Source organism: Streptomyces sp. NPDC001270 (assembly GCF_042896695.1).
In the GTDB taxonomy this organism is placed as follows: domain Bacteria; phylum Actinomycetota; class Actinomycetes; order Streptomycetales; family Streptomycetaceae; genus Streptomyces.
In genome coordinates this window covers 170083-187898 of sequence record NZ_JBIAXM010000017.1, presented here as the reverse complement: position 1 = coordinate 187898, position 17816 = coordinate 170083, and the positions used below count along the sequence as shown (strand labels likewise).

Annotated in this window: 16 protein-coding genes and 1 pseudogene; 5 read left to right on the top strand and 12 right to left on the bottom strand. The window is 71.8% G+C overall.

Annotated features, from left to right (window positions below; all coding sequences use genetic code 11):
- The first annotated feature begins 48 nt into the window (after positions 1–48).
- The 3 genes from pta to pyk all read left to right on the top strand — a co-directional run bounded on the left by pta (position 49) and on the right by pyk (position 4938).
- The gene (gene pta / locus ACFY2B_RS27650; RefSeq protein WP_390765760.1) at positions 49–2151 is read left to right on the top strand and encodes a phosphate acetyltransferase; all 2103 of its coding nucleotides are present in this window, start codon (positions 49–51) and stop codon (positions 2149–2151) included.
- On the top strand, positions 2148–3413 hold the full coding sequence (locus ACFY2B_RS27645) for an acetate kinase (RefSeq protein ID WP_390765759.1): 1266 nt from the start codon (positions 2148–2150) through the stop codon (positions 3411–3413). The genes pta and ACFY2B_RS27645 overlap by 4 nt, the downstream gene beginning before the upstream one ends.
- Positions 3414–3510: 97 nt before the next feature.
- Positions 3511–4938 carry a pyruvate kinase gene (gene pyk / locus ACFY2B_RS27640; protein WP_390765758.1) on the top strand — a complete coding sequence of 476 codons (1428 nt, stop codon included), beginning with the start codon at positions 3511–3513 and terminating at the stop codon, positions 4936–4938.
- Positions 4939–5145: 207 nt separating this feature from the next.
- On the opposite strand, the gene ACFY2B_RS27635 is transcribed toward pyk, so the two are convergent.
- The 4 genes from ACFY2B_RS27635 to ACFY2B_RS27620 all read right to left on the bottom strand — a co-directional run bounded on the left by ACFY2B_RS27635 (position 5146) and on the right by ACFY2B_RS27620 (position 9441).
- Positions 5146–6486 (bottom strand): hypothetical protein, encoded by a 1341-nt coding sequence (locus tag ACFY2B_RS27635; RefSeq protein WP_390765757.1) that lies wholly within the window; start codon positions 6484–6486, stop codon positions 5146–5148.
- Complete coding sequence (locus tag ACFY2B_RS27630) at positions 6476–7024, bottom strand: DUF6114 domain-containing protein (RefSeq protein WP_390765756.1); 549 nt, start codon at positions 7022–7024, stop codon at positions 6476–6478. Before ACFY2B_RS27630 ends, ACFY2B_RS27635 begins: the two co-directional genes overlap by 11 nt.
- 117 nt (positions 7025–7141) lie before the next feature.
- Entirely contained in the window at positions 7142–7807 is a 666-nt protein-coding gene (locus ACFY2B_RS27625) for a DUF6230 family protein (protein WP_390765755.1), read from the bottom strand.
- Between the two features lie 662 nt (positions 7808–8469).
- Complete coding sequence (locus ACFY2B_RS27620) at positions 8470–9441, bottom strand: tetratricopeptide repeat protein (RefSeq protein WP_390765754.1); 972 nt, start codon at positions 9439–9441, stop codon at positions 8470–8472.
- Between the two features lie 224 nt (positions 9442–9665).
- Between ACFY2B_RS27620 and ACFY2B_RS27615 the strand changes: the two genes are divergently transcribed.
- Together ACFY2B_RS27615 and ACFY2B_RS27610 are read left to right on the top strand one after the other, a co-directional pair.
- Positions 9666–10280 carry a TetR/AcrR family transcriptional regulator gene (locus tag ACFY2B_RS27615; RefSeq protein WP_390765753.1) on the top strand — a complete coding sequence of 205 codons (615 nt, stop codon included), beginning with the start codon at positions 9666–9668 and terminating at the stop codon, positions 10278–10280.
- Positions 10281–10646: 366 nt separating this feature from the next.
- Positions 10647–11192, top strand: a complete 546-nt coding sequence (locus tag ACFY2B_RS27610; RefSeq protein ID WP_390765752.1) for a hypothetical protein — start codon at positions 10647–10649, stop codon at positions 11190–11192.
- Between the two features lie 93 nt (positions 11193–11285).
- Here ACFY2B_RS27610 and ACFY2B_RS27605 read toward each other — a convergent pair whose 3' ends face one another.
- The 8 genes and pseudogenes from ACFY2B_RS27605 to ACFY2B_RS27570 form a co-directional block, all read right to left on the bottom strand.
- Positions 11286–12986: a methylmalonyl-CoA mutase gene (locus ACFY2B_RS27605; protein WP_390765751.1), complete on the bottom strand. Its 1701-nt coding sequence runs from the start codon at positions 12984–12986 to the stop codon at positions 11286–11288.
- A 116-nt stretch (positions 12987–13102) separates the two neighbouring features.
- Positions 13103–13444, bottom strand: a complete 342-nt coding sequence (locus ACFY2B_RS27600; RefSeq protein WP_376530264.1) for a DUF3817 domain-containing protein — start codon at positions 13442–13444, stop codon at positions 13103–13105.
- A gap of 43 nt (positions 13445–13487) precedes the next feature.
- Entirely contained in the window at positions 13488–13994 is a 507-nt protein-coding gene (locus tag ACFY2B_RS27595) for a MarR family winged helix-turn-helix transcriptional regulator (protein ID WP_376530267.1), read from the bottom strand.
- Positions 13995–14004: 10 nt separating this feature from the next.
- Positions 14005–14886, bottom strand: a pseudogene (locus ACFY2B_RS27590) (MFS transporter); the annotation flags it as partial.
- A 297-nt stretch (positions 14887–15183) separates the two neighbouring features.
- Entirely contained in the window at positions 15184–15834 is a 651-nt protein-coding gene (locus ACFY2B_RS27585; RefSeq protein WP_390765750.1) for a TetR/AcrR family transcriptional regulator, read from the bottom strand.
- A 91-nt stretch (positions 15835–15925) separates the two neighbouring features.
- A complete protein-coding gene (locus ACFY2B_RS27580) occupies positions 15926–16678 on the bottom strand; it encodes a hypothetical protein (protein ID WP_390765749.1) in 753 nt (250 codons plus the stop codon).
- 264 nt (positions 16679–16942) lie between these two features.
- Positions 16943–17236, bottom strand: coding sequence for an MTH1187 family thiamine-binding protein (locus ACFY2B_RS27575; protein WP_376530278.1), 294 nt, complete (start codon positions 17234–17236; stop codon positions 16943–16945).
- The gene (locus ACFY2B_RS27570; RefSeq protein WP_390765748.1) at positions 17233–17577 is read right to left on the bottom strand and encodes a DUF3817 domain-containing protein; all 345 of its coding nucleotides are present in this window, start codon (positions 17575–17577) and stop codon (positions 17233–17235) included. Before ACFY2B_RS27570 ends, ACFY2B_RS27575 begins: the two co-directional genes overlap by 4 nt.
- Between the last annotated feature and the right edge of the window lie 239 nt (positions 17578–17816).

The following is a 17816-nucleotide window of genomic DNA, read 5'->3' as shown; positions in this document are numbered from 1 at the left end:
ATTTCGGAAAATATCGGAAATTCGCGCACTACAGGACGGAGGGCACGCGTGACCCGCAGTGTGTACGTGACCGGGATCGACCGCGGCGACGGCCGCCAGGTCGTCGAGCTGGGCGTCATGGAGCTCCTGACCCGGCAGGTCGACCGGGTGGGCGTGTTCCGTCCGCTGGTGCACCACAGGCCCGACCGCCTCTTCGAGTTGCTGCGGGCGCGCTACCGGCTCGCCCAGGACCCGGCGACCGTGTACGGCATGGACTACCACGACGCCTCCGTCCGCCAGGCCGAGCGCGGCACGGACGACCTGGTGTCCGCCCTCGTCGACCGCTTCCACCTGGTCGCCCGCGACTACGACGTCGTCCTGGTCCTCGGCACCGACTTCGCCGACACCCAGCTGCCCGACGAACTGTCCCTCAACGCCCGGCTCGCCAACGAGTTCGGCGCCTCGGTGATCCCGGTGGTGGGCGGCCGGGGGCAGAGCGCCGAGTCCGTACTGGCCGAGACCCGCAACGCCTTCCGGGCGTACGCCGGGCTGGGCTGCGACGTGCAGGCGATGGTCGCCAACCGGGTGGCCGGCGAGGACCGCGACGAGATCGCCGAGCGGCTCACCGGCCGGCTGCCGGTGCCCTGCTTCGTCCTGCCGGACGAGCCGGCCCTGGCGGCGCCGACCGTCGCACAGATCGGCCGGGCCCTGGACGCCGAGGTGCTGCTCGGCGACGAGACGGGACTCGCCCGGGACGCGCTCGACTTCGTCTTCGGCGGCGCCATGCTGCCCAACCTGCTGGCCGCCCTGACCCCGGGCGCCCTCGTGGTGACCCCGGGCGACCGGGCCGACCTGGTCGTCGGTTCGCTCGCCGCGCACAGCGCCGGCACCCCGCCGATAGCCGGCGTGCTGCTCACCCTGGACGAACGTCCCCCGGACGGGGTCCTCACCCTGGCCGCCCGCCTCGCCCCCGGCACCCCGGTGCTGTCCGTGGCCGGCAACAGCTTCCCCACCGCGGAGCGGCTGTTCTCCCTGGAGGGCAAGCTGAGCGCGGACACCCCGCGCAAGGCGGAGACCGCGCTCGGCCTGTTCGAGCGGTACGTCGACACCGGCGACCTGCTCGACCGGGTCTCCGCGCCGAGCAGCGGCCGGGTCACCCCGATGATGTTCGAGCACAAGCTCCTGGAACAGGCCCGCGCGGACCGGCGCCGGGTGGTCCTGCCGGAGGGCACCGAGGAGCGGGTGCTGCGCGCCGCCGAGGTGCTGCTGCGCCGCGGCGTGTGCGACCTGACCCTGCTCGGGCCCGTCGACCGGATCCGCAAGCAGGCCGCCGACCTGGGCATCGACCTCGGCGAGGCACAGCTGATCGACCCGGCCGCGTCCGAGCTGCGCGAGGTGTTCGCCGAGCGGTACGCGCGGCTGCGCGCCCACAAGGGCGTCACCGCCGAGCTGGCCCACGACGTCGTCGCCGACGTGAACTACTTCGGCACCCTGATGGTCCAGGAGGGCCTGGCGGACGGCATGGTCTCCGGGTCCGCGCACTCCACGGCGGCCACCATCCGGCCCGCGTTCGAGATCATCAGGACCCGCCCGGATTCGTCGATCGTCTCGTCGGTCTTCTTCATGTGCCTCGCCGACAAGGTGCTGGTCTACGGCGACTGCGCGGTCAACCCGGATCCGGACGCCGAGCAGCTCGCCGACATCGCGGTCCAGTCGGCGGCCACCGCCCGGCAGTTCGGCGTCCAGCCGCGGATCGCGATGCTGTCGTACTCCACCGGTACGTCCGGTGCGGGCGCCGACGTCGACAAGGTCCGCGAGGCCACCGAGTTGGTCCGGGCCCGGCGGCCCGACCTGAAGATCGAGGGGCCGATCCAGTACGACGCGGCGGTGGAGCCCGTCGTCGCCGCGGCCAAGCTGCCGGACTCCGAGGTGGCCGGGCAGGCCAGCGTGCTGATCTTCCCGGACCTCAACACCGGCAACAACACCTACAAGGCCGTGCAGCGCTCGGCCGGCGCGATCGCCGTCGGCCCGGTGCTCCAGGGCCTGCGCAAGCCGGTCAACGACCTGTCCCGGGGCGCGCTCGTCCAGGACATCGTCAACACCGTCGCCATCACGGCGATCCAGGCCCAGCACCCCGCCCCGCCCCCGCACGAGAAGGCAGCCGCCCCGTGACCGCCCACCCCTCACCCGCCGCCGCCCCGTCCGACGGACCGCGCCCGGCCCGCCCCGCCTCCCGGGTCCTCGTCCTCAACTCCGGTTCGTCGTCGCTGAAGTACCAGTTGCTGGACATGGCCGACGGCGGCGGCAGGCTCGCCGCCGGCCTGGTGGAGCGCATCGGCGAGCGGACCTCCCGGCTGACGCACACCTGCCTGGCCACCGGGGAGACCCGGCGGCACGACGGCCCGGTCGCGGACCACGACACCGCCCTCAAGAGCGTCGCCGGTGAGCTGTCCCGGGACGGCATGGGCCTCGACTCACCGGAGCTGGCCGCGATCGGGCACCGCGTGGTGCACGGCGGCATGTTCTTCACCGAGCCCACCGTCATCGACGACGGTGTGGTCACCGAGATCGAGCGGCTGATCCCGCTCGCGCCGCTGCACAACCCCGCGAACCTCACCGGCATCCGCACGGCCCGGGCACTGCGCCCGGACCTGCCGCAGGTCGCGGTCTTCGACACGGCGTTCCACACGACGATGCCGGAGTACGCGGCCCGCTACGCGATCGACACGAGGATCGCGGACCGCTACCGGGTGCGGCGCTACGGCTTCCACGGCACGTCGCACGCGTACGTCTCCCGGGCCACCGCGCGGCTGCTGGGCAAGGCGCCGGAGGAGGTCAACGTCATCGTGCTGCACCTGGGCAACGGGGCGTCGGCCTCGGCGGTCCGCGGCGGGCGGTGCGTGGACACCTCGATGGGTCTGACGCCCCTGGAGGGGCTGGTGATGGGGACCCGCTCGGGCGACCTGGATCCGGCCGTCATCTTCCATTTGCGACGCGTTGGCGACATGTCCATGGACGAGATCGACACTCTCCTCAACAAGAGGAGCGGTCTGTTCGGCCTGTGCGGCGACAACGACATGCGGGAGATCCAGCGGCGGATCGACGAGGGCGACGCCGGGGCGCGGCTCGCCTTCGACATTTACGTGCACCGGCTGAGGAAATACCTCGGCGCCTACTACGCGGTGCTCGGCACGGTGGACGCGGTCGCCTTCACCGCCGGGGTCGGCGAGAACGCGGCGCCGGTGCGGGCGGCGGCCGTCGAGGGGCTGACGGGGCTGGGCCTGGCGGTCGACCCGGAGTCGAACGCCGCACCGGGCGACGGGGCCAGGCTGATCTCACCGGCCGGTGCGCGGGTGGCGGTGGCCGTGGTTCCGACGGACGAGGAATGGGAGATTGCCGCACAGACCTACGCTGTGGTGAGAAAGGGCGACTGAGGAATTCGGCCGGCACTCGCCTGAGCGCGTACCCGCCCATTTGTATCTTCCACCAGACGGAATATTCCGTAGCGAAACAAACCGATAGGATCGCCCCATGCGCCGTTCGAAAATCGTCTGTACTCTCGGCCCCGCGGTCGACTCCCACGAGATGCTCGTCTCCATGATCGAGGCGGGCATGAACGTGGCCCGGTTCAACTTCAGCCACGGCTCGCACGCCGAGCACCAGGCGCGGTACGACCGCGTCCGTGCCGCGGCCAAGGAGACCAACCGTGCCGTCGGCGTCCTCGCCGACCTCCAGGGCCCCAAGATCCGGCTGGAGACCTTCGCCGAGGGTCCGGTGGAGCTGGAGCGCGGTGACGAGTTCATCATCACGACCGAGGACGTCCCCGGCGACAAGACCATCTGCGGCACGACGTACAAGGGCCTGCCGAATGACGTGTCGCGCGGCGACCAGGTCCTGATCAACGACGGCAACGTCGAGCTGAAGGTCCTGGACGTCGAGGGCCCCCGGGTGCGCACGATCGTCATCGAGGGCGGCGTGGTCTCCGACCACAAGGGCATCAACCTGCCCGGCGCGGCCGTGAACGTGCCCGCGCTCAGCGGCAAGGACATCGAGGACCTGCGGTTCGCGCTGCGCATGGGCTGCGACATGGTCGCGCTGTCCTTCGTCCGGGACGCCCGGGACGTGGCCGACGTCCACAAGGTGATGGACGAGGAGGGGCGTCGCGTCCCGGTCATCGCCAAGGTGGAGAAGCCGCAGGCGGTCCAGAACATGGAGGACGTCGTGATGGCGTTCGACGCCGTGATGGTCGCCCGCGGCGACCTGGCCGTCGAATACCCGCTGGAAAAGGTCCCCATGGTGCAGAAGCGCCTGATCGAGCTGTGCCGGCGCAACGCCAAGCCGGTGATCGTCGCGACCCAGATGATGGAGTCGATGATCACCAACTCCCGCCCGACCCGCGCCGAGGCGTCCGACGTGGCCAACGCGATCCTGGACGGCGCCGACGCGGTGATGCTGTCCGCCGAGTCGAGCGTGGGCGCGTACCCGGTCGAGACCGTCCGGACGATGTCGAGGATCGTCGAGGCGGCCGACGAGGAGCTGCTCTCCAAGGGCCTCCAGCCGCTGGTCCAGGGCAAGAAGCCGCGCACGCAGGGCGGTTCGGTCGCCCGCGCGGCCTGTGAGATCGCGGACTTCCTCGGCGGCAAGGGCCTGATCGCCTTCACCCAGTCCGGGGACACCGCCCGCCGCCTGTCCCGCTACCGCGCCGTCCAGCCGATCATCGCCTTCACCCCGGACGAGTCCACCCGCAACCAGCTGACGCTCAGCTGGGGTGTCGACTCCCACGTCGTCCCGATCGTGAACAGCACCGACGAGATGGTCGACCTGGTCGACCTGGAGGTCACCAAGCTGGGCCGGTTCGACACGGGTGACACGTTCGTCATCACCGCCGGCTCGCCCCCCGGGGTCCCCGGCACCACGAACATGGTCCGCGTCCACCACCTGGGCGGCGAGACCAAGTAGCGAGCCCCACAAGGGCTTGGTACGACAGCGAGGGCGTCCCCGGTGACAGGGGGCGCCCTCGCTGTTCGGTCCACCGAGCCGGCGGTGCCCGGCGGGCCGGTGCCGTGCCGTGTCACCGGCCGCGCACAGCGCTGTGGCCCGGTCCCGCCCGGGTGGGCGGGGCCGGGCCACAGCTCGTGCGGCTCCCGGACGGGCTTACGGAGGCGCTCAGTCGGTGGTGTACACGTGCATGCCGGGCACGTGCAGGCTGCCGCCGAACTGGGCGGCCTGGACCACCTTCACGTGGGTGAAGTAGATCAGCGGGATGTTCAGCGGCGGCGGGCTATCCGGGCTGAACGTCACGGGGATCAGACCGAACAGGTTCCCGGAGATGCTCTCCGTGTACATCACCGTGTCGCCGTCGCGGATCGTGGACGTCGAGCCGGGCGCGGCCTGCACGTGGTAGGTCTTGCCGGCGTCCTTGTCCTTGACCGTCTGGTGCAGGTCACCGATGTCGGTACCGCCGGAGATGACGTACTTCAGCACCTTCTTGGTGGTCCCGTTGGCGCACTTCACCTCGACGATGCCCTGGTAGTCGGCGTTTTTCAGGAGCAGCGAACTGGCGTCCAGGTTCCAGGGGTCGTCCGCCACCGGCAGCTTGTTGTCGACGCCGCCCGTGTCGTCGCTGGCGACCGGGCAGTCGTCGGCGGACGCGCCCGCCGACGGGCTGGGCGAGGCGACCGAGCCGGCCGCCTTGTCCACTGCGTCCGTGGTGTCCTTCACCGTCTTGGACACCTTGCCGGTGGTGTCCTTGACGGTGTCCCCGACCGACTTGGTGACCTTGTCGACCGTGTCCTTGACGGTGTCGCCGGGCGTCTTGTGACCCTCGGCGTCCTTGCCGTCGGCGGAGTCCGCCGCGGACGCCGACGAAGACGGCGTGGGGCTCGCGCTCGACGAGGAGCCCGCGTCCTTGGCACCCCCGGTGAGAATGCCGGTGAGCGCGCCCCCGAGGGAGCCGAGCAGCCCGCCGCCCGCGGACGCCGACGGGCTGGGCGTGGCGGCGCCCGAGCCCGAGGCGCCCGAACCGCTCGCCGACGACGTCGGCTGGGACGCGGACGGGCTGGGAGTGGCCTTGTCGTCGGAACCTGAATCCGACGAAGAAGCCTTGTACGAGCCGTCCTTGGCGCCGTCGGCGGAGGCGGAGGCCGACGCCGAGGACGTCGGCGTGGCCGGGGCCGCGGACTCGCTCGCGCTGGGCGAACCGGACGGCGACGGCGAGGCCGACGCGTCCGGCGACGCCTTCAGGGCCGTCACGCAGTCCTTGTACTCGTCGGCCGTCATGCTCTTCGACGCCTTCGCCGACGCGTCGTTGTTGTCGGCGAGGGCGAACGTGGACGTGAACCCCATGCCCATGATGACCGCCGTCGGCATCGCCACGGAAGCTATCGCCTTGCCGGCGGGCATGTGGAACCTGGTGAACAGCGGCTTTCTGGGTACCGCATGGCGTGGCCCGGTTCTCGCACGGGACTTGTCCACTTCGGTCCCGTGGGTCACCTCGTCAGCCGGCACTGTGCCTCCCGTTCGCCCCGTTGCGCGGGTTCGTTCCTGACAGGTCGTTCGCCTCGTAGACCGGGCTGGCCGGACCGGTCGGCACCGCGTCGGGGGCGCCGCCCTCGCCCGGGGCGCCCGCCGCGGCCGGCTGCGGTGCCACCGGCACTCCCGGTGCCCACGACACGGCCATCGCCCCGCCGATCAGCGCGAGCAGGAAGCCGACGACGAAGCCGCCGAAGTTGGACACGGGGATGGACACCAGCGCCAGCAGGATCGCGGCGACTCCCGCGAAGGTCCGTACGTGCTGCTGGAACCAGAGACTGATGCCCAGCACGACGAGCAACACGCCGATGATCAGGGATCCGGCTCCCGCGGTGGTGGCCATCGCAAGGGTCAGATGCCCGACCTGGAGATGCGCGTACGGGAAGTACATGATCGGAAAGCCGGCGAGCAGGACGAACAGACCGCCCCAGAACGGACGGGTCCCCCGCCAGGCGCGGAACTGCAGCCTCCGGCGAGTGAACTGACCCGGCACGGCAGGAGTCTCGGCGCTCATGGAAAACAGCTCCCTGGTACGGCATTGCTGTGGTGGTGATGTGCGCCGCGCGTGAAGACGCGGCCGGAGTGTGGACGGGCGGGGGCGCCACCGGCTCCCCCGCCCGTCAGTGAGTGCTCAGTAGCACTCGATCCCCTTGCCTTTGCCACTGTGCAGCGACATGTGCAGACCGCTCAGCTTGAAGGTTCCGGCAGTGGTGGCCCACGCCGTCTGCTCCACGCCGTACAGGTCCGCGGACTCGGCCTGCTGGGCGAATCCGTTCGGATTGGCCTGCTCCTTGCCGCCCTTCATGCCCGGACCCTTGCCCCCCTTGTCCGGGCCCGTGTCGCCGGCCGCCACGCCGATGTCGATGTTGTTGAACGTGGCGTCGGCGTGCAGGTCATCGATGTCGATGTACAGGTTCTTGGCCTGGACCTGGCGCTTCTCGTCGTCGCTGTCACCCGCCTCCAGCCGCAGGGTGAAGTTGCCGAGCCCCGGAATCGGGGTGACGACCGACTGGCACATCTTCTGGATCGTGGCGTTCGAGAACGACGAGACCGCAACGGGGTGATTCGCCTTCTCACCGGTGAGGGTGTACCCCGAGTCGATCGCTCCGTACTGCGCGAAGCCCTCGCCGTGGAGATGATCCGCCGTCACCTTGAACGACTGCCCCGACACACTGAACGACGCCGCGAGAGCGCCCTGCGCGAGGGCCACACCTATGCATGCCGTGGCGGCGACGCTGGGCACCATCACCACAGCGAACCGCTTCCATCTGGTCCCGCCACGCACCTGGGACTCCATGTTTCCTCCTTCTCGGACGTACATCTCCTGGCCCGGACTCGCCCCCAGTCGGCGGGTTGGCCGGGCAGGGATGGGAGAAGTGCTACGTCCTCGGAAAGGAGAGCGCCTGCGCTCAGGGACACGTACCGCGCCCGAAATCACCGGCGATCACCCCCGAGCGACAACCACTGGTCGCGCCTGACACGCATCACGCACAACCTTGCCGGGCAGGCTTCGCCCTGGCGGCGAAGACCCCCCTGCCCGAGAGCCGGCGCCACTGCCGCCGACTCTGCTCGGTGGGGACCCAGTTGGTCCCGTTGCACCCGGCTGGTTGCCGGGGTACGGGAATGGACCGAGCGTCGCCGATCGTGGTGCATTCTGGCCGCGCGCACAAGGGGGTTCGTTACTGGCTAGTAACGACCGGATAACCGAAGCACGACTCAGCGGCCTCAGAATGCGACACTCAGTCGCACTCAAGGGCAGAACAAAACCATTGACATCCGGGCCAAACCAGACAGACCAACAGCCTTGATTTACTCCGAGTAACAGCGGCCGCGATTGCCAAGATTTGGCAAAGCGCGGCCGCTCTGACGTCTCGTCGGCAAATCCTTCACTCGGGCATCACATGCCCTTGCGTTTAGCAACTGGTCAGAGCGGGGCCCGCGCCCCGCTCGGGAGCGGGCTCAGAACAGCGCCCGCGCGAGCGCCCTGCGCGCCCCGACGACCCGCGGATCGTCCGCCCCGACCACCTCGAACAGCTCCAGCAGCCGGCGTCGTACGGCGTCCCGGTCCTCACCCGCCGTGCGCCGCACGGTCTCGATGAGCCGCCCGAAGGCGTCCTCGACGTGCCCGCCGACCAGGTCCAGGTCGGCCGCCGCGATCTGCGCCTGCACATCACCCGGTTTCCCGGCGGCCTCTTTGCGCACCTGCTGCGGATCGGCGCCCTGCACCCGCTGGAGCAACTCGGCCTGGGCCAGGCCCAGTTTCGCCTCGGTGTTGCCCGGGTCGTCGCTCAGCACGTTCTGGTACGCCCGGACCGCGCCGCCGAGGTCCCCCGCGTCCAGCGCCTGTACGGCCGCTTCCAGGAGGGCGTCGTAGGGGCCGGCCGGTACCTCGGCCGGCTGGGCCTCACCCGGCTCGGCGTCCGGGTCGACGGTCAGACCGGTCAGCCCGAAGCGCTCCTCGGCGACCTGCACCAACTGGTCGAGGGTCTGCCGGATCTGCTGCTCCCCGGCGGCCCCCTGGAAGAGGGGCAGCGCCTGTCCCGCCACGACGGCGAAGACGGCCGGGATCCCCTGGATCCCGAACTGCTGCATCAGCATCTGGTTGGCGTCGACGTCGATCTTGGCGAGCAGGAAGCGCCCGTTGTACTCGACGGCCAGCCGCTCCAGGACCGGGCTCAGCTGCTTGCAGGGCTGACACCACTCGGCCCAGAAGTCGATGACGACCGGCACTTCGGCGGAGCGCTGCAGGACATCGCGTTCGAAGCCCGCCTCATCGACGTCGATGACGAGATCGGCCGGGGAGACGGCCCGCGTTCCGCCCTGCCGGGCGGCTTCGGCGCGCGTCTGCTCGGCCTTGGCCTTGGCCTCCTGGGCCGCCTTGACCGCGGCGAGGTCGACGACGCCGCTCATGGACATGTTCCGTGGCTGCATGCGCCTATCCTCCCCCGTTCCCGCGCGTGTGTGAAAAGCGATGTGAAATACGCCGGGTCCCCACCCCACGCACCCGCTCGCCGTTCGCGTACGCGTTCGCCCGTGCACGTCCCGCACCGGCTTTCGCTACGACCCGTAGCGTAATGCCAACCGGGGCCGCGGCGGCACCGCGGCCCGGTGATCTCCCTCACGGCCACACAGAACCCGCCCGTTATGGTCGGGGCATGCAGAGCCGCACCCCAGCCCCCCGCCCGGGCCGCCCGCGCAGCGCTGCCGCGGACACCGCGATCCTGGCCGCGACCCGGCAGGCGCTGGTCGAACTGGGCTGGTCGAAGCTCACACTGGGGGACGTGGCGACGCGGGCCGGGGTCGCGAAGACGACGCTGTACCGGCGCTGGGCGGGCAAGAACGAACTCGTCGTGGACGCGGTGGCCGAACTCTTCGACGAACTCGAAGTGCCCGACCGCGGTAGCCTCGCCGCCGACGTCGAGGGCGTGGTCCTCCAGTTCGCCGCCCTGCTGGAGCTGCCGGCGGCGAAGACCGCGCTGATGGCGGTGGTCTCCGAGGCCACCCAGGACGCCGCGCTGCGCGGACGGATCCGGGAGGCGATCGTGGACCGGCAGAAGCGCCTGGTCGTCGAGGGACGCAGACGCGCCCAGGAACGCGGTGAGCTGCCGCCCGACGACGGGGATCCCGGCCCCCAGGTCGATCTGGTCTTCGACATGGTCGCCGGGGCGGTGGTGCACCGGACGCTCGTCTCCTGCGAGCCGGTCGACACCGACTGGGTGTCCCGCTTCACCGCGGTCCTGCTGCGCGGCCTCACCGCCGCGGCGGCCTGAGCAGGCGCGCACGGTCCGCCCTGGTTCGCCGCGGTCCTTGCGCCGGGGCCGCCCGCACCGCGGATCCGCACGGGGAATCCGGACAGGACCGGCCGGGCCGCCGGGCGCACCGCCGGGCGGCCCCACCGCACGGGCAGCGCCCGGCACGAGCACCGCCCGGCAAGGGCCGGACGGCCGGACGGCACCCCCTCTCCTCCCCTTCCGCCACCCCTCCTGAGAAGTTCACCCGCCGCGCGAGGGCCGCCCCTCGCCTGAATGACATGTCTCTGTCACGCTACTGCTGGCCGTCTACTCGCATAGACAGCGTCGGCCGGCCCCATCCCGCTCGCACGTCACCCACCCTTCGCCACAGGAGGACCGAGTCACGTGAGACCCAGACCCCGTCACGGCGGCGCCGCCGTCTCGATCGCCGTATCCCTCATCGCCCTCACCGCCGGCCTGGCCGCCCCGTCCGCCGCGGCGGCGGACGGCGGCGCCCGCCCGCCCGCCTCCGCGGTCACCGCGGCCGAGGACAGCGCCGCGCGTGCCGTCGCCGGCTCGCTGTCCGACCGCGGGTGGAGCGCCCGCGTGCGCGAGGCGGCGCTCGGCTCGCGGGAGGTGCCCGTCACCGACCTCGCCGCCCGGGCCGACGACGGCCTGCACTTCGTCCTGAAGGACGCGGACCGCCGGATCCTGGCCGCCAAGGGCCTCGCCCCGGACACCGGTTCCCTGCTGCGGCTGCGGCTCGGCGCCGACTCCATGCGCGCCGCCCTGTCCGCCGGGCGGACCCCGTGGGTGGCGGCCGCCGGAGCGGACGACCCGGACTACGTCGACTCCTGGTACACCCTGGCGCAGGGCGACACCGGCACCCGCTACGGCGCCCGCGGCAATGGCTGGATGACCCTGGAACCGTACTTCGTGGAGCAGTTCTGACCGGAACGACGGCGCGGCCGGCGGGAAGCTCCCGCCGGCCGCGCGGTCTGCCGCCCACCGCCGACCGGTCCGGCGCGGCCCCGGTCCGGCCGCTCAGAACCCCGCGGGTTCCGTGTACACCCCCCACTCGTCCCGCAGCGCGCCGCAGATCTCGCCGAGGGTCGCCTCGGCCCGTACCGCCTGAAGCATCGGCCCGATCATGTTGGCCCCGGAGCGCGCGGCGCCGAGCATCGCGGCCAGCGCGGAGCGCACCGCCGCGTCGTCCCGGGCCGCCTTACGGGCGCCGAGCACGCGGACCTGTTCCCGCTCCACCTCGTGGCTGACCCGCAGGATCTCCAGGTCGCCGGTGACCGAGCCGGTGTTGATGTTGACGCCGACGACGTTCTTGTCGCCCTTCTCCAGGGACTGCTGGTAGCGGAACGCGGACTCCGCGATCTCCCCGGTGAACCAGCCGTCCTCGATCCCGCGCAGGATCCCGGAGGTGACCGGTCCGATCGGGTGGCGGCCGTCGGGGTGCGCCCGCAGCCCCCGCTCCTTTATCTGTTCGAAGATCTTCTCGGCGTCGGCCTCGATCCGGTCCGTCAACTGCTCCACGTACCACGAACCGCCCAGCGGGTCGGCCACGTTGGCTACGCCGGTCTCCTCCATGAGCACCTGCTGGGTGCGCAGCGCGATCTCCGCGGCCTGCTCGCTCGGCAGCGCGAGGGTCTCGTCCAGCGCGTTGGTGTGCAGCGAATTGGTTCCGCCGAGCACGGCGGCCAGCGCCTCCACGGCGGTGCGCACCACGTTGTTGTAGGGCTGCTGGGCGGTCAGCGACACCCCGGCGGTCTGCGTGTGGAACCGCAGCCACTGGGCCTTCTCGGTCCTCGCCCCGTACACGTCCCGCAGCCACCGGGCCCAGATCCGGCGGGCCGCGCGGAACTTGGCGATCTCCTCGAAGAAGTCGACGTGCGCGTCGAAGAAGAAGGACAGGCCCGGCGCGAAGACGTCGACGTCGAGACCGCGAGAGAGGCCCAGCTCCACGTACCCGAACCCGTCCGCCAGCGTGTACGCCAGTTCCTGGGCGGCCGTCGACCCGGCCTCGCGGATGTGGTAGCCGGAGACGGACAGCGGCTTGTAGGCGGGGATGCCGGCAGCGCAGTACTCCATCAGGTCGCCGATCAGCCGCAGGTGCGGCTCGGGCTGGAACAGCCACTCCTTCTGGGCGATGTACTCCTTGAAGATGTCGGTCTGGAGCGTGCCGTTGAGGACGCCCGGGTCGACCCCCTGCCGCTCGGCCGCGACCAGGTACATGCAGAAGACGGGTACGGCGGGTCCGCTGATCGTCATCGAGGTCGTGACGTCGCCCAGCGGGATGTCCTTGAACAGGACCTCCATGTCCGCCGCCGAGTCGACGGCCACCCCGCAGTGGCCGACCTCGCCGAGCGAGCGCGGGTCGTCGGAGTCGCGGCCCATCAGCGTGGGCATGTCGAAGGCGACGGAGAGCCCGCCGCCGCCCGCCGCCAGGATCATCTTGTAGCGCTCGTTGGTCTGCTCCGCGTTGCCGAACCCGGCGAACTGGCGGATCGTCCAGGTACGCCCCCGGTAGCCGGTGGGATACAGGCCGCGGGTGAAGGGGTACTCCCCCGGCCAGCCGATCCGCTCGAACCCCTGGTAGGTGTCTCCGGGCCGCGGCCCGTACACCGGCTCCACGGGATCGCCGGAGAGCGTGGTGAAATCAGCGTCGCGCTTGCGCGCGGCGTCGTATCGGGCCTGCCAGCGGCTGCGGCCCTCCTCCATGCCGTGAGCGTCCATACGGACAAATTTACTAGGACGTCCTAGTAACTGTCGACGGCTGTGAGGCGGATGCCACAGAGAACGGCGCCCGTGACGGACGGGCGCCGGCGCAATCGTGCCGCGGTCCTGCCGGGTCAGACCTTGGACGCGACCGCCGGTGCGGCCTCGGCGACCCTGGCCTCCAGCTCGTGGCTGATCCTGCGCTCCACGAAGAAGGCCGCCGTGGGCACGGTCCCCGCCAGCAGCACCCACAGCTGCTTGGCGACCGGCCACTTCGCCTTGGAGCCGAGGTCGAAGGCGCAGACCAGGTAGACCACGTACAGCCAGCCGTGTGCGATGGCGACCATCATGGTGAACTGTGCGGCGCCGTCGACGTGCAGGAGGTATTTCCCGATCATGCCGAGACACAGCAGGACCAGCAGCACACCCGTGACGTAGGCCATGACGCGGTAGCGGGTCAGCACGCTCTTTTTCATGGGGACGAGCGTATCGACCCGATCCGGGAGGTCTTGCCCCGGGTCACTCCTCGAAATCGTGCGCGGCCACCCGCAGCGGCCTGAGCATCGCGAAGATCTCCGCGCACTCCTGCGCGTCGTACGCGCCGAGCCCGAAGTCCATGGCCATGAGGTCCTTGGTGGCGGCCTCGACGACCTCGCGCCCCTTCTCGGTGATCACGGCGAGCGTGCCGCGCCCGTCGTTCGGGTTGGGCCGCTTGTCCACCAGGCCCGAGCGCACCAGCCGGTCGACGGTGTTCGTCACCGACGTCGGGTGCACCATGAGCCGCTCGCCGATCTTCGACATCGGCAGTTCGCCCGCCTTGGAGAAGGTGAGCAGCACCAGCGCCTCGTAGCGTGCGAACGTCAGCCCGTACGGCTTCACCACGGCGTCGACCTCGGCGAGCAGGATCTGGTGGGCCCGCATGATCGAGGTGATGGCGGGCATCGAGGGCACGTTCCCCCATCGCTGCCGCCAGAGGTCGTCGGCACGCGCGATGGGGTCGAAGGGGAGGCTGAGAGGCTTCGGCACGCTCTCGACCCTACCGGCCGGTCATATGCCGGTCAGCTCCGTCTCGGCTTTCGGTCGCCCGGTACGCCAGCGCCAGCGCGCAGCCGCTCACCACCCCCAGCGCACCGGCCCCGGCGACGGTCGCCCGTACCCCCGCCGCCTCGGCCGCCGCCCCCGCCAGCGCCATGCCCACGCCCTGGACGGTCATCAGCCCCGCGCTCAGCACGGTCATCGCCCGGCCGCGCAGCTCCTCCGGCACGGCCCGCACGAACCGCTGGTCCAGGCCGAGCGTGTACGCGGACCCGGCGCCCGCGGCCAGCAGGAGCAGCAGCGAGGCCACAAGGCCGGGGCGCAGCAGGTAGCCGAGGTAGGGCAGCAGGGTCAGGCAGACCAGCGGCTGCGCGATCCGCTCCCGGGCGGCCGGGCGCAGCCGCGCACCCGCGTACAGCTCGCCCAGGACCGTCCCGACCGGCAGCGCGCACATCAGCAGGCCGAGTCCGGCGGATCCCGTGCCGAGCGCGTCCGCGTACGGGGCGGCCAGCGCCTCCGGGACGACGGAGAACATCGCCGGCACCCAGAACAGGAGCAGCAGCACGCGCACCCGCCGGTCGGCGAACAGCCGCCGGGCTCCGGCGCGGGCGTCGCCGGGCGCGTTCGTGTGCCGGGCCCGCGCGGGCCGCCCGCGGGTGCCGAGGCGCAGCAGTACGGCCGAGCAGAGGAAGGTGCCGACGGTGATCAGCAGCGCGTGCCGGGGCGAGACCGCGGTGAGCAGCAGCCCGCCCAGCCCGTACCCGACGAGCAGGGCGCTCTGCGCCACGATCCGCAGCAGCGAACGGCCGAGCACGAACAGATCGCCGCCGCCGAGGACGTCGGCGAGGGTCGCCATGCGGGTCCCGGAGAACACCGGGCCGACCGCACGCCGCTACGGGCACGAGGTGCTGTACGAACGGACTCCGCTGGGCATCGCACTGGCCTCGGGGGAAGCCCGGTAGCTCGCTCGGGATGTCGGCCGCGCGCCCGCACGAGCCCACCACGGGCCACGGGCCATGGCCCACCTCCCCGCACAGATCCACCGCGCACCACGACCCGCTCCCCCGCACGGACCCCGCCGCGGCCCCGCCGCACAACCCCGCACGAGCCCCGCCGCCGGCCACGAGCACGGGCAGCTGCCCGGCGTCGGTCACCGGGTGTCGGTACGCCCGGCGCCGGTTCAGCGGCGGCCCGTGCGGCGCAGATGGTGACGGACCGCGCGCTGCGCGACCGGGCCGAGTTCGTCCAGCGCGGCCACCAGGGCGCCGAGTTGTTCCAGGGCGTCCAGGGCCGCCTGGGCGCCCCGGTCGTCCACCCCCTCGTACAGCTCGATGCCGACGAAGGCGGCGGCGACCGCACGGGCCAGGCCCGCCGGCTCGGTCAGACCGGCGAGCGGGGTGGCCGCCAGGACCCGGGTGAGGACCGCTTCGATCTCGGTGATCCACAGGTCGAGGCCGGCCGCCGTGGCCGGACCGAGGGCCGCATGGGTCTGGGCGCCGGCCAGCAGCTGGCCGAGCAGCGCGACCTGGCCGCCGGCCCGTTCCTGCTCGTGGATGGCGCGGCCGACGGCCAGCAGGTCGGCGAGGGAGGTGACGGAGGCCAGGCGGATGCGGTACCGGGAGACCGCCTGCTCGGCGCCGTAGCGGCAGGCGGCGGCGAGGAGTTCGTCCACCGAGCCGAAGTGGTAGAAGACGAGCGCCTGGTTGACCCCGGCCGCCGCCGCGACCGTACGGGCCGACGTCCCGGCGATGCCCTGCTCGGTGAGGGTCCGCAGCGCGCCCTGAAGGAGCTTGGTCTTCGTCTCCAGGGACTTCGCCGTCTCCGGCTTCATGCGCGCGCCTCCCGGCGTACCGGACGTGGGCGGGGGTGTTCCCGGCCTGCCGTGGGGGCCGCCGCCGTCCCGACGGGTTCTCCGGGGAACGTCATGACGGGCTCTCCAGCGAGCACAGCAGGCGCGGGGCACGCGCGCGTGCGGGCGGGGTGCGCAGGCAGCGGCGGGCGGCGGGGGTGCCGGGCAGGGGCGCCTTGAACAGCGCGAGGGACATGGCGACGAGCAGGAGCAGCGGGCACAGGTACGCCACGGCGGGGCCCAGCGCGCCGAACGCGCGGCCCGGGGAGCCGAGCGCGAGGCCGGTGCCGCCCGTGGTGAGCACGAGGGCCCGGACCAGCAGCTCGGCCAGCCAGTTCAGCAGGGCGCGCTCGGGGGTGATCCCGCGCTCCAGCCACAGCCGCAGCCGGTCGAAGGACCAGGCCGTCGCCCAGGCCAGCAGCGGGCGCAGCAGCAGCCGGTCGGCGACCACGCCGAGGGTGCCCCCGCGCGGGCGGTAGTCGTAGCCGGTGAGGAAGCGGACGCCGTCGCCGTCGGGGACGTAGCGGAGGTAGCCGCCGCCCTCGGTGATCGGGGAGAGCGGGTGCGCGGACGCGACGCGCAGGGCGGAGGCGCGGCTGCCGTCGGGCCGCTCCTTCTGCCCGGCCGTGATGCCGATGCCGGAGACCGTGAGGAAGGGCAGCACGCGCGTGGCGTACCGGAACCGCCGGGGTCCGTCCTCGGCGCCCGGGATGCGGGTGATCCGGGTGAACCGCAGGTCCCAGCGGCGGCGCTGGACGGGATCCTGCGTACGGTCCCAGAGCGCGTCGAGACCGGCACGTACACGTGTCTCCGCGTAGAGCCCCACCTGATTCCCCCAAGCCGGACCGCAGTTGAGCGATCGCTCAACCACCCGACGGCAACGTACACCCGTTTGAGCGACCGCTCAAACTGCTGAACAGGCGGGAGTACGGCGGGAGATGAAGAACCCCGGCCCTGGAGGGGCCGGGGTTCCGGTGCGGGCCACAGTTCCCTGGGCCGGGGTTCCCGCGGGCCCGGGTTCCCGCGGGCCGGGGTTTTCGTGGGCCGGGGTTTTCGTGGGCCGGGGTTTTCGTGGGCCGGGTCGCCGGGCTCAGCCGGCCAGATGGCGTTCCACGGTCTCGACCTTGGAGGTGAGGCCGTCGGTGACACCGGGCCGGATGTCCGCCTTGACCACCAGGGAGACGCGCGGCGCACGCTCCTGCACGACGGCGACGGCACGCTTCACGACGTCCATGACCTCGTCCCACTCCCCTTCGACGGAGGTGAACATGGCGTCGGTGCGGTTGGGCAGCCCGGACTCGCGCACGACGCGGACGGCGTCGGCGACGTACTCCCCGACGTCCTCGCCGACGCCCAGCGGTGTCACGGAGAAGGCGACGATCATGCGTTGACGACCCCTTCCTTGCGGGCGCGGGCGGCGATCACCGCGTCCTCGGCCGCCCGGCGCAGCTTGCGCTCGGCGAAGAAACCGCCGGTGGGCAGGACCGAGAGGACGAAGTAGAGGGCGGCGGTCCCCAGGCTCCACTTGGCGCGGTTCCAGGCGTCGGCCCAGAAGATCACGTACAGGATGAACAGGACGCCGTGGATCGAGCCCATCACGGGCACCGCGTTGAAGTCCGTGGTCCGCTTCAGCACGGAGCAGATCAGCAGGAGGAGGAAGGACACGGCCTCGGGGGCGGAGACCAGGCGGAGGCGGCGGAGGGCGGTGGCGGTCTTGATGTCCACGGGTCACCTTCGGTGGGAGCGGGGTCGGCAGTTCGTGCGGCGCCGGTTTGTGAACGCAAGCACAAACGTTCCCCCATTGTGGCAAACCGCGGAGACGTACTCGGGAGGGGGGCCGACCGCGGGCGCGGTTCCACCCGGGCGACGGTCCCGTCCGGCGCGCCGGTCTCCCACCGGGGAGCCCGGCGCGCCCCGCCGTCGGCCCGAACCCCTCCCCGGCCGGGCGCGCGCCCGCTACCGTC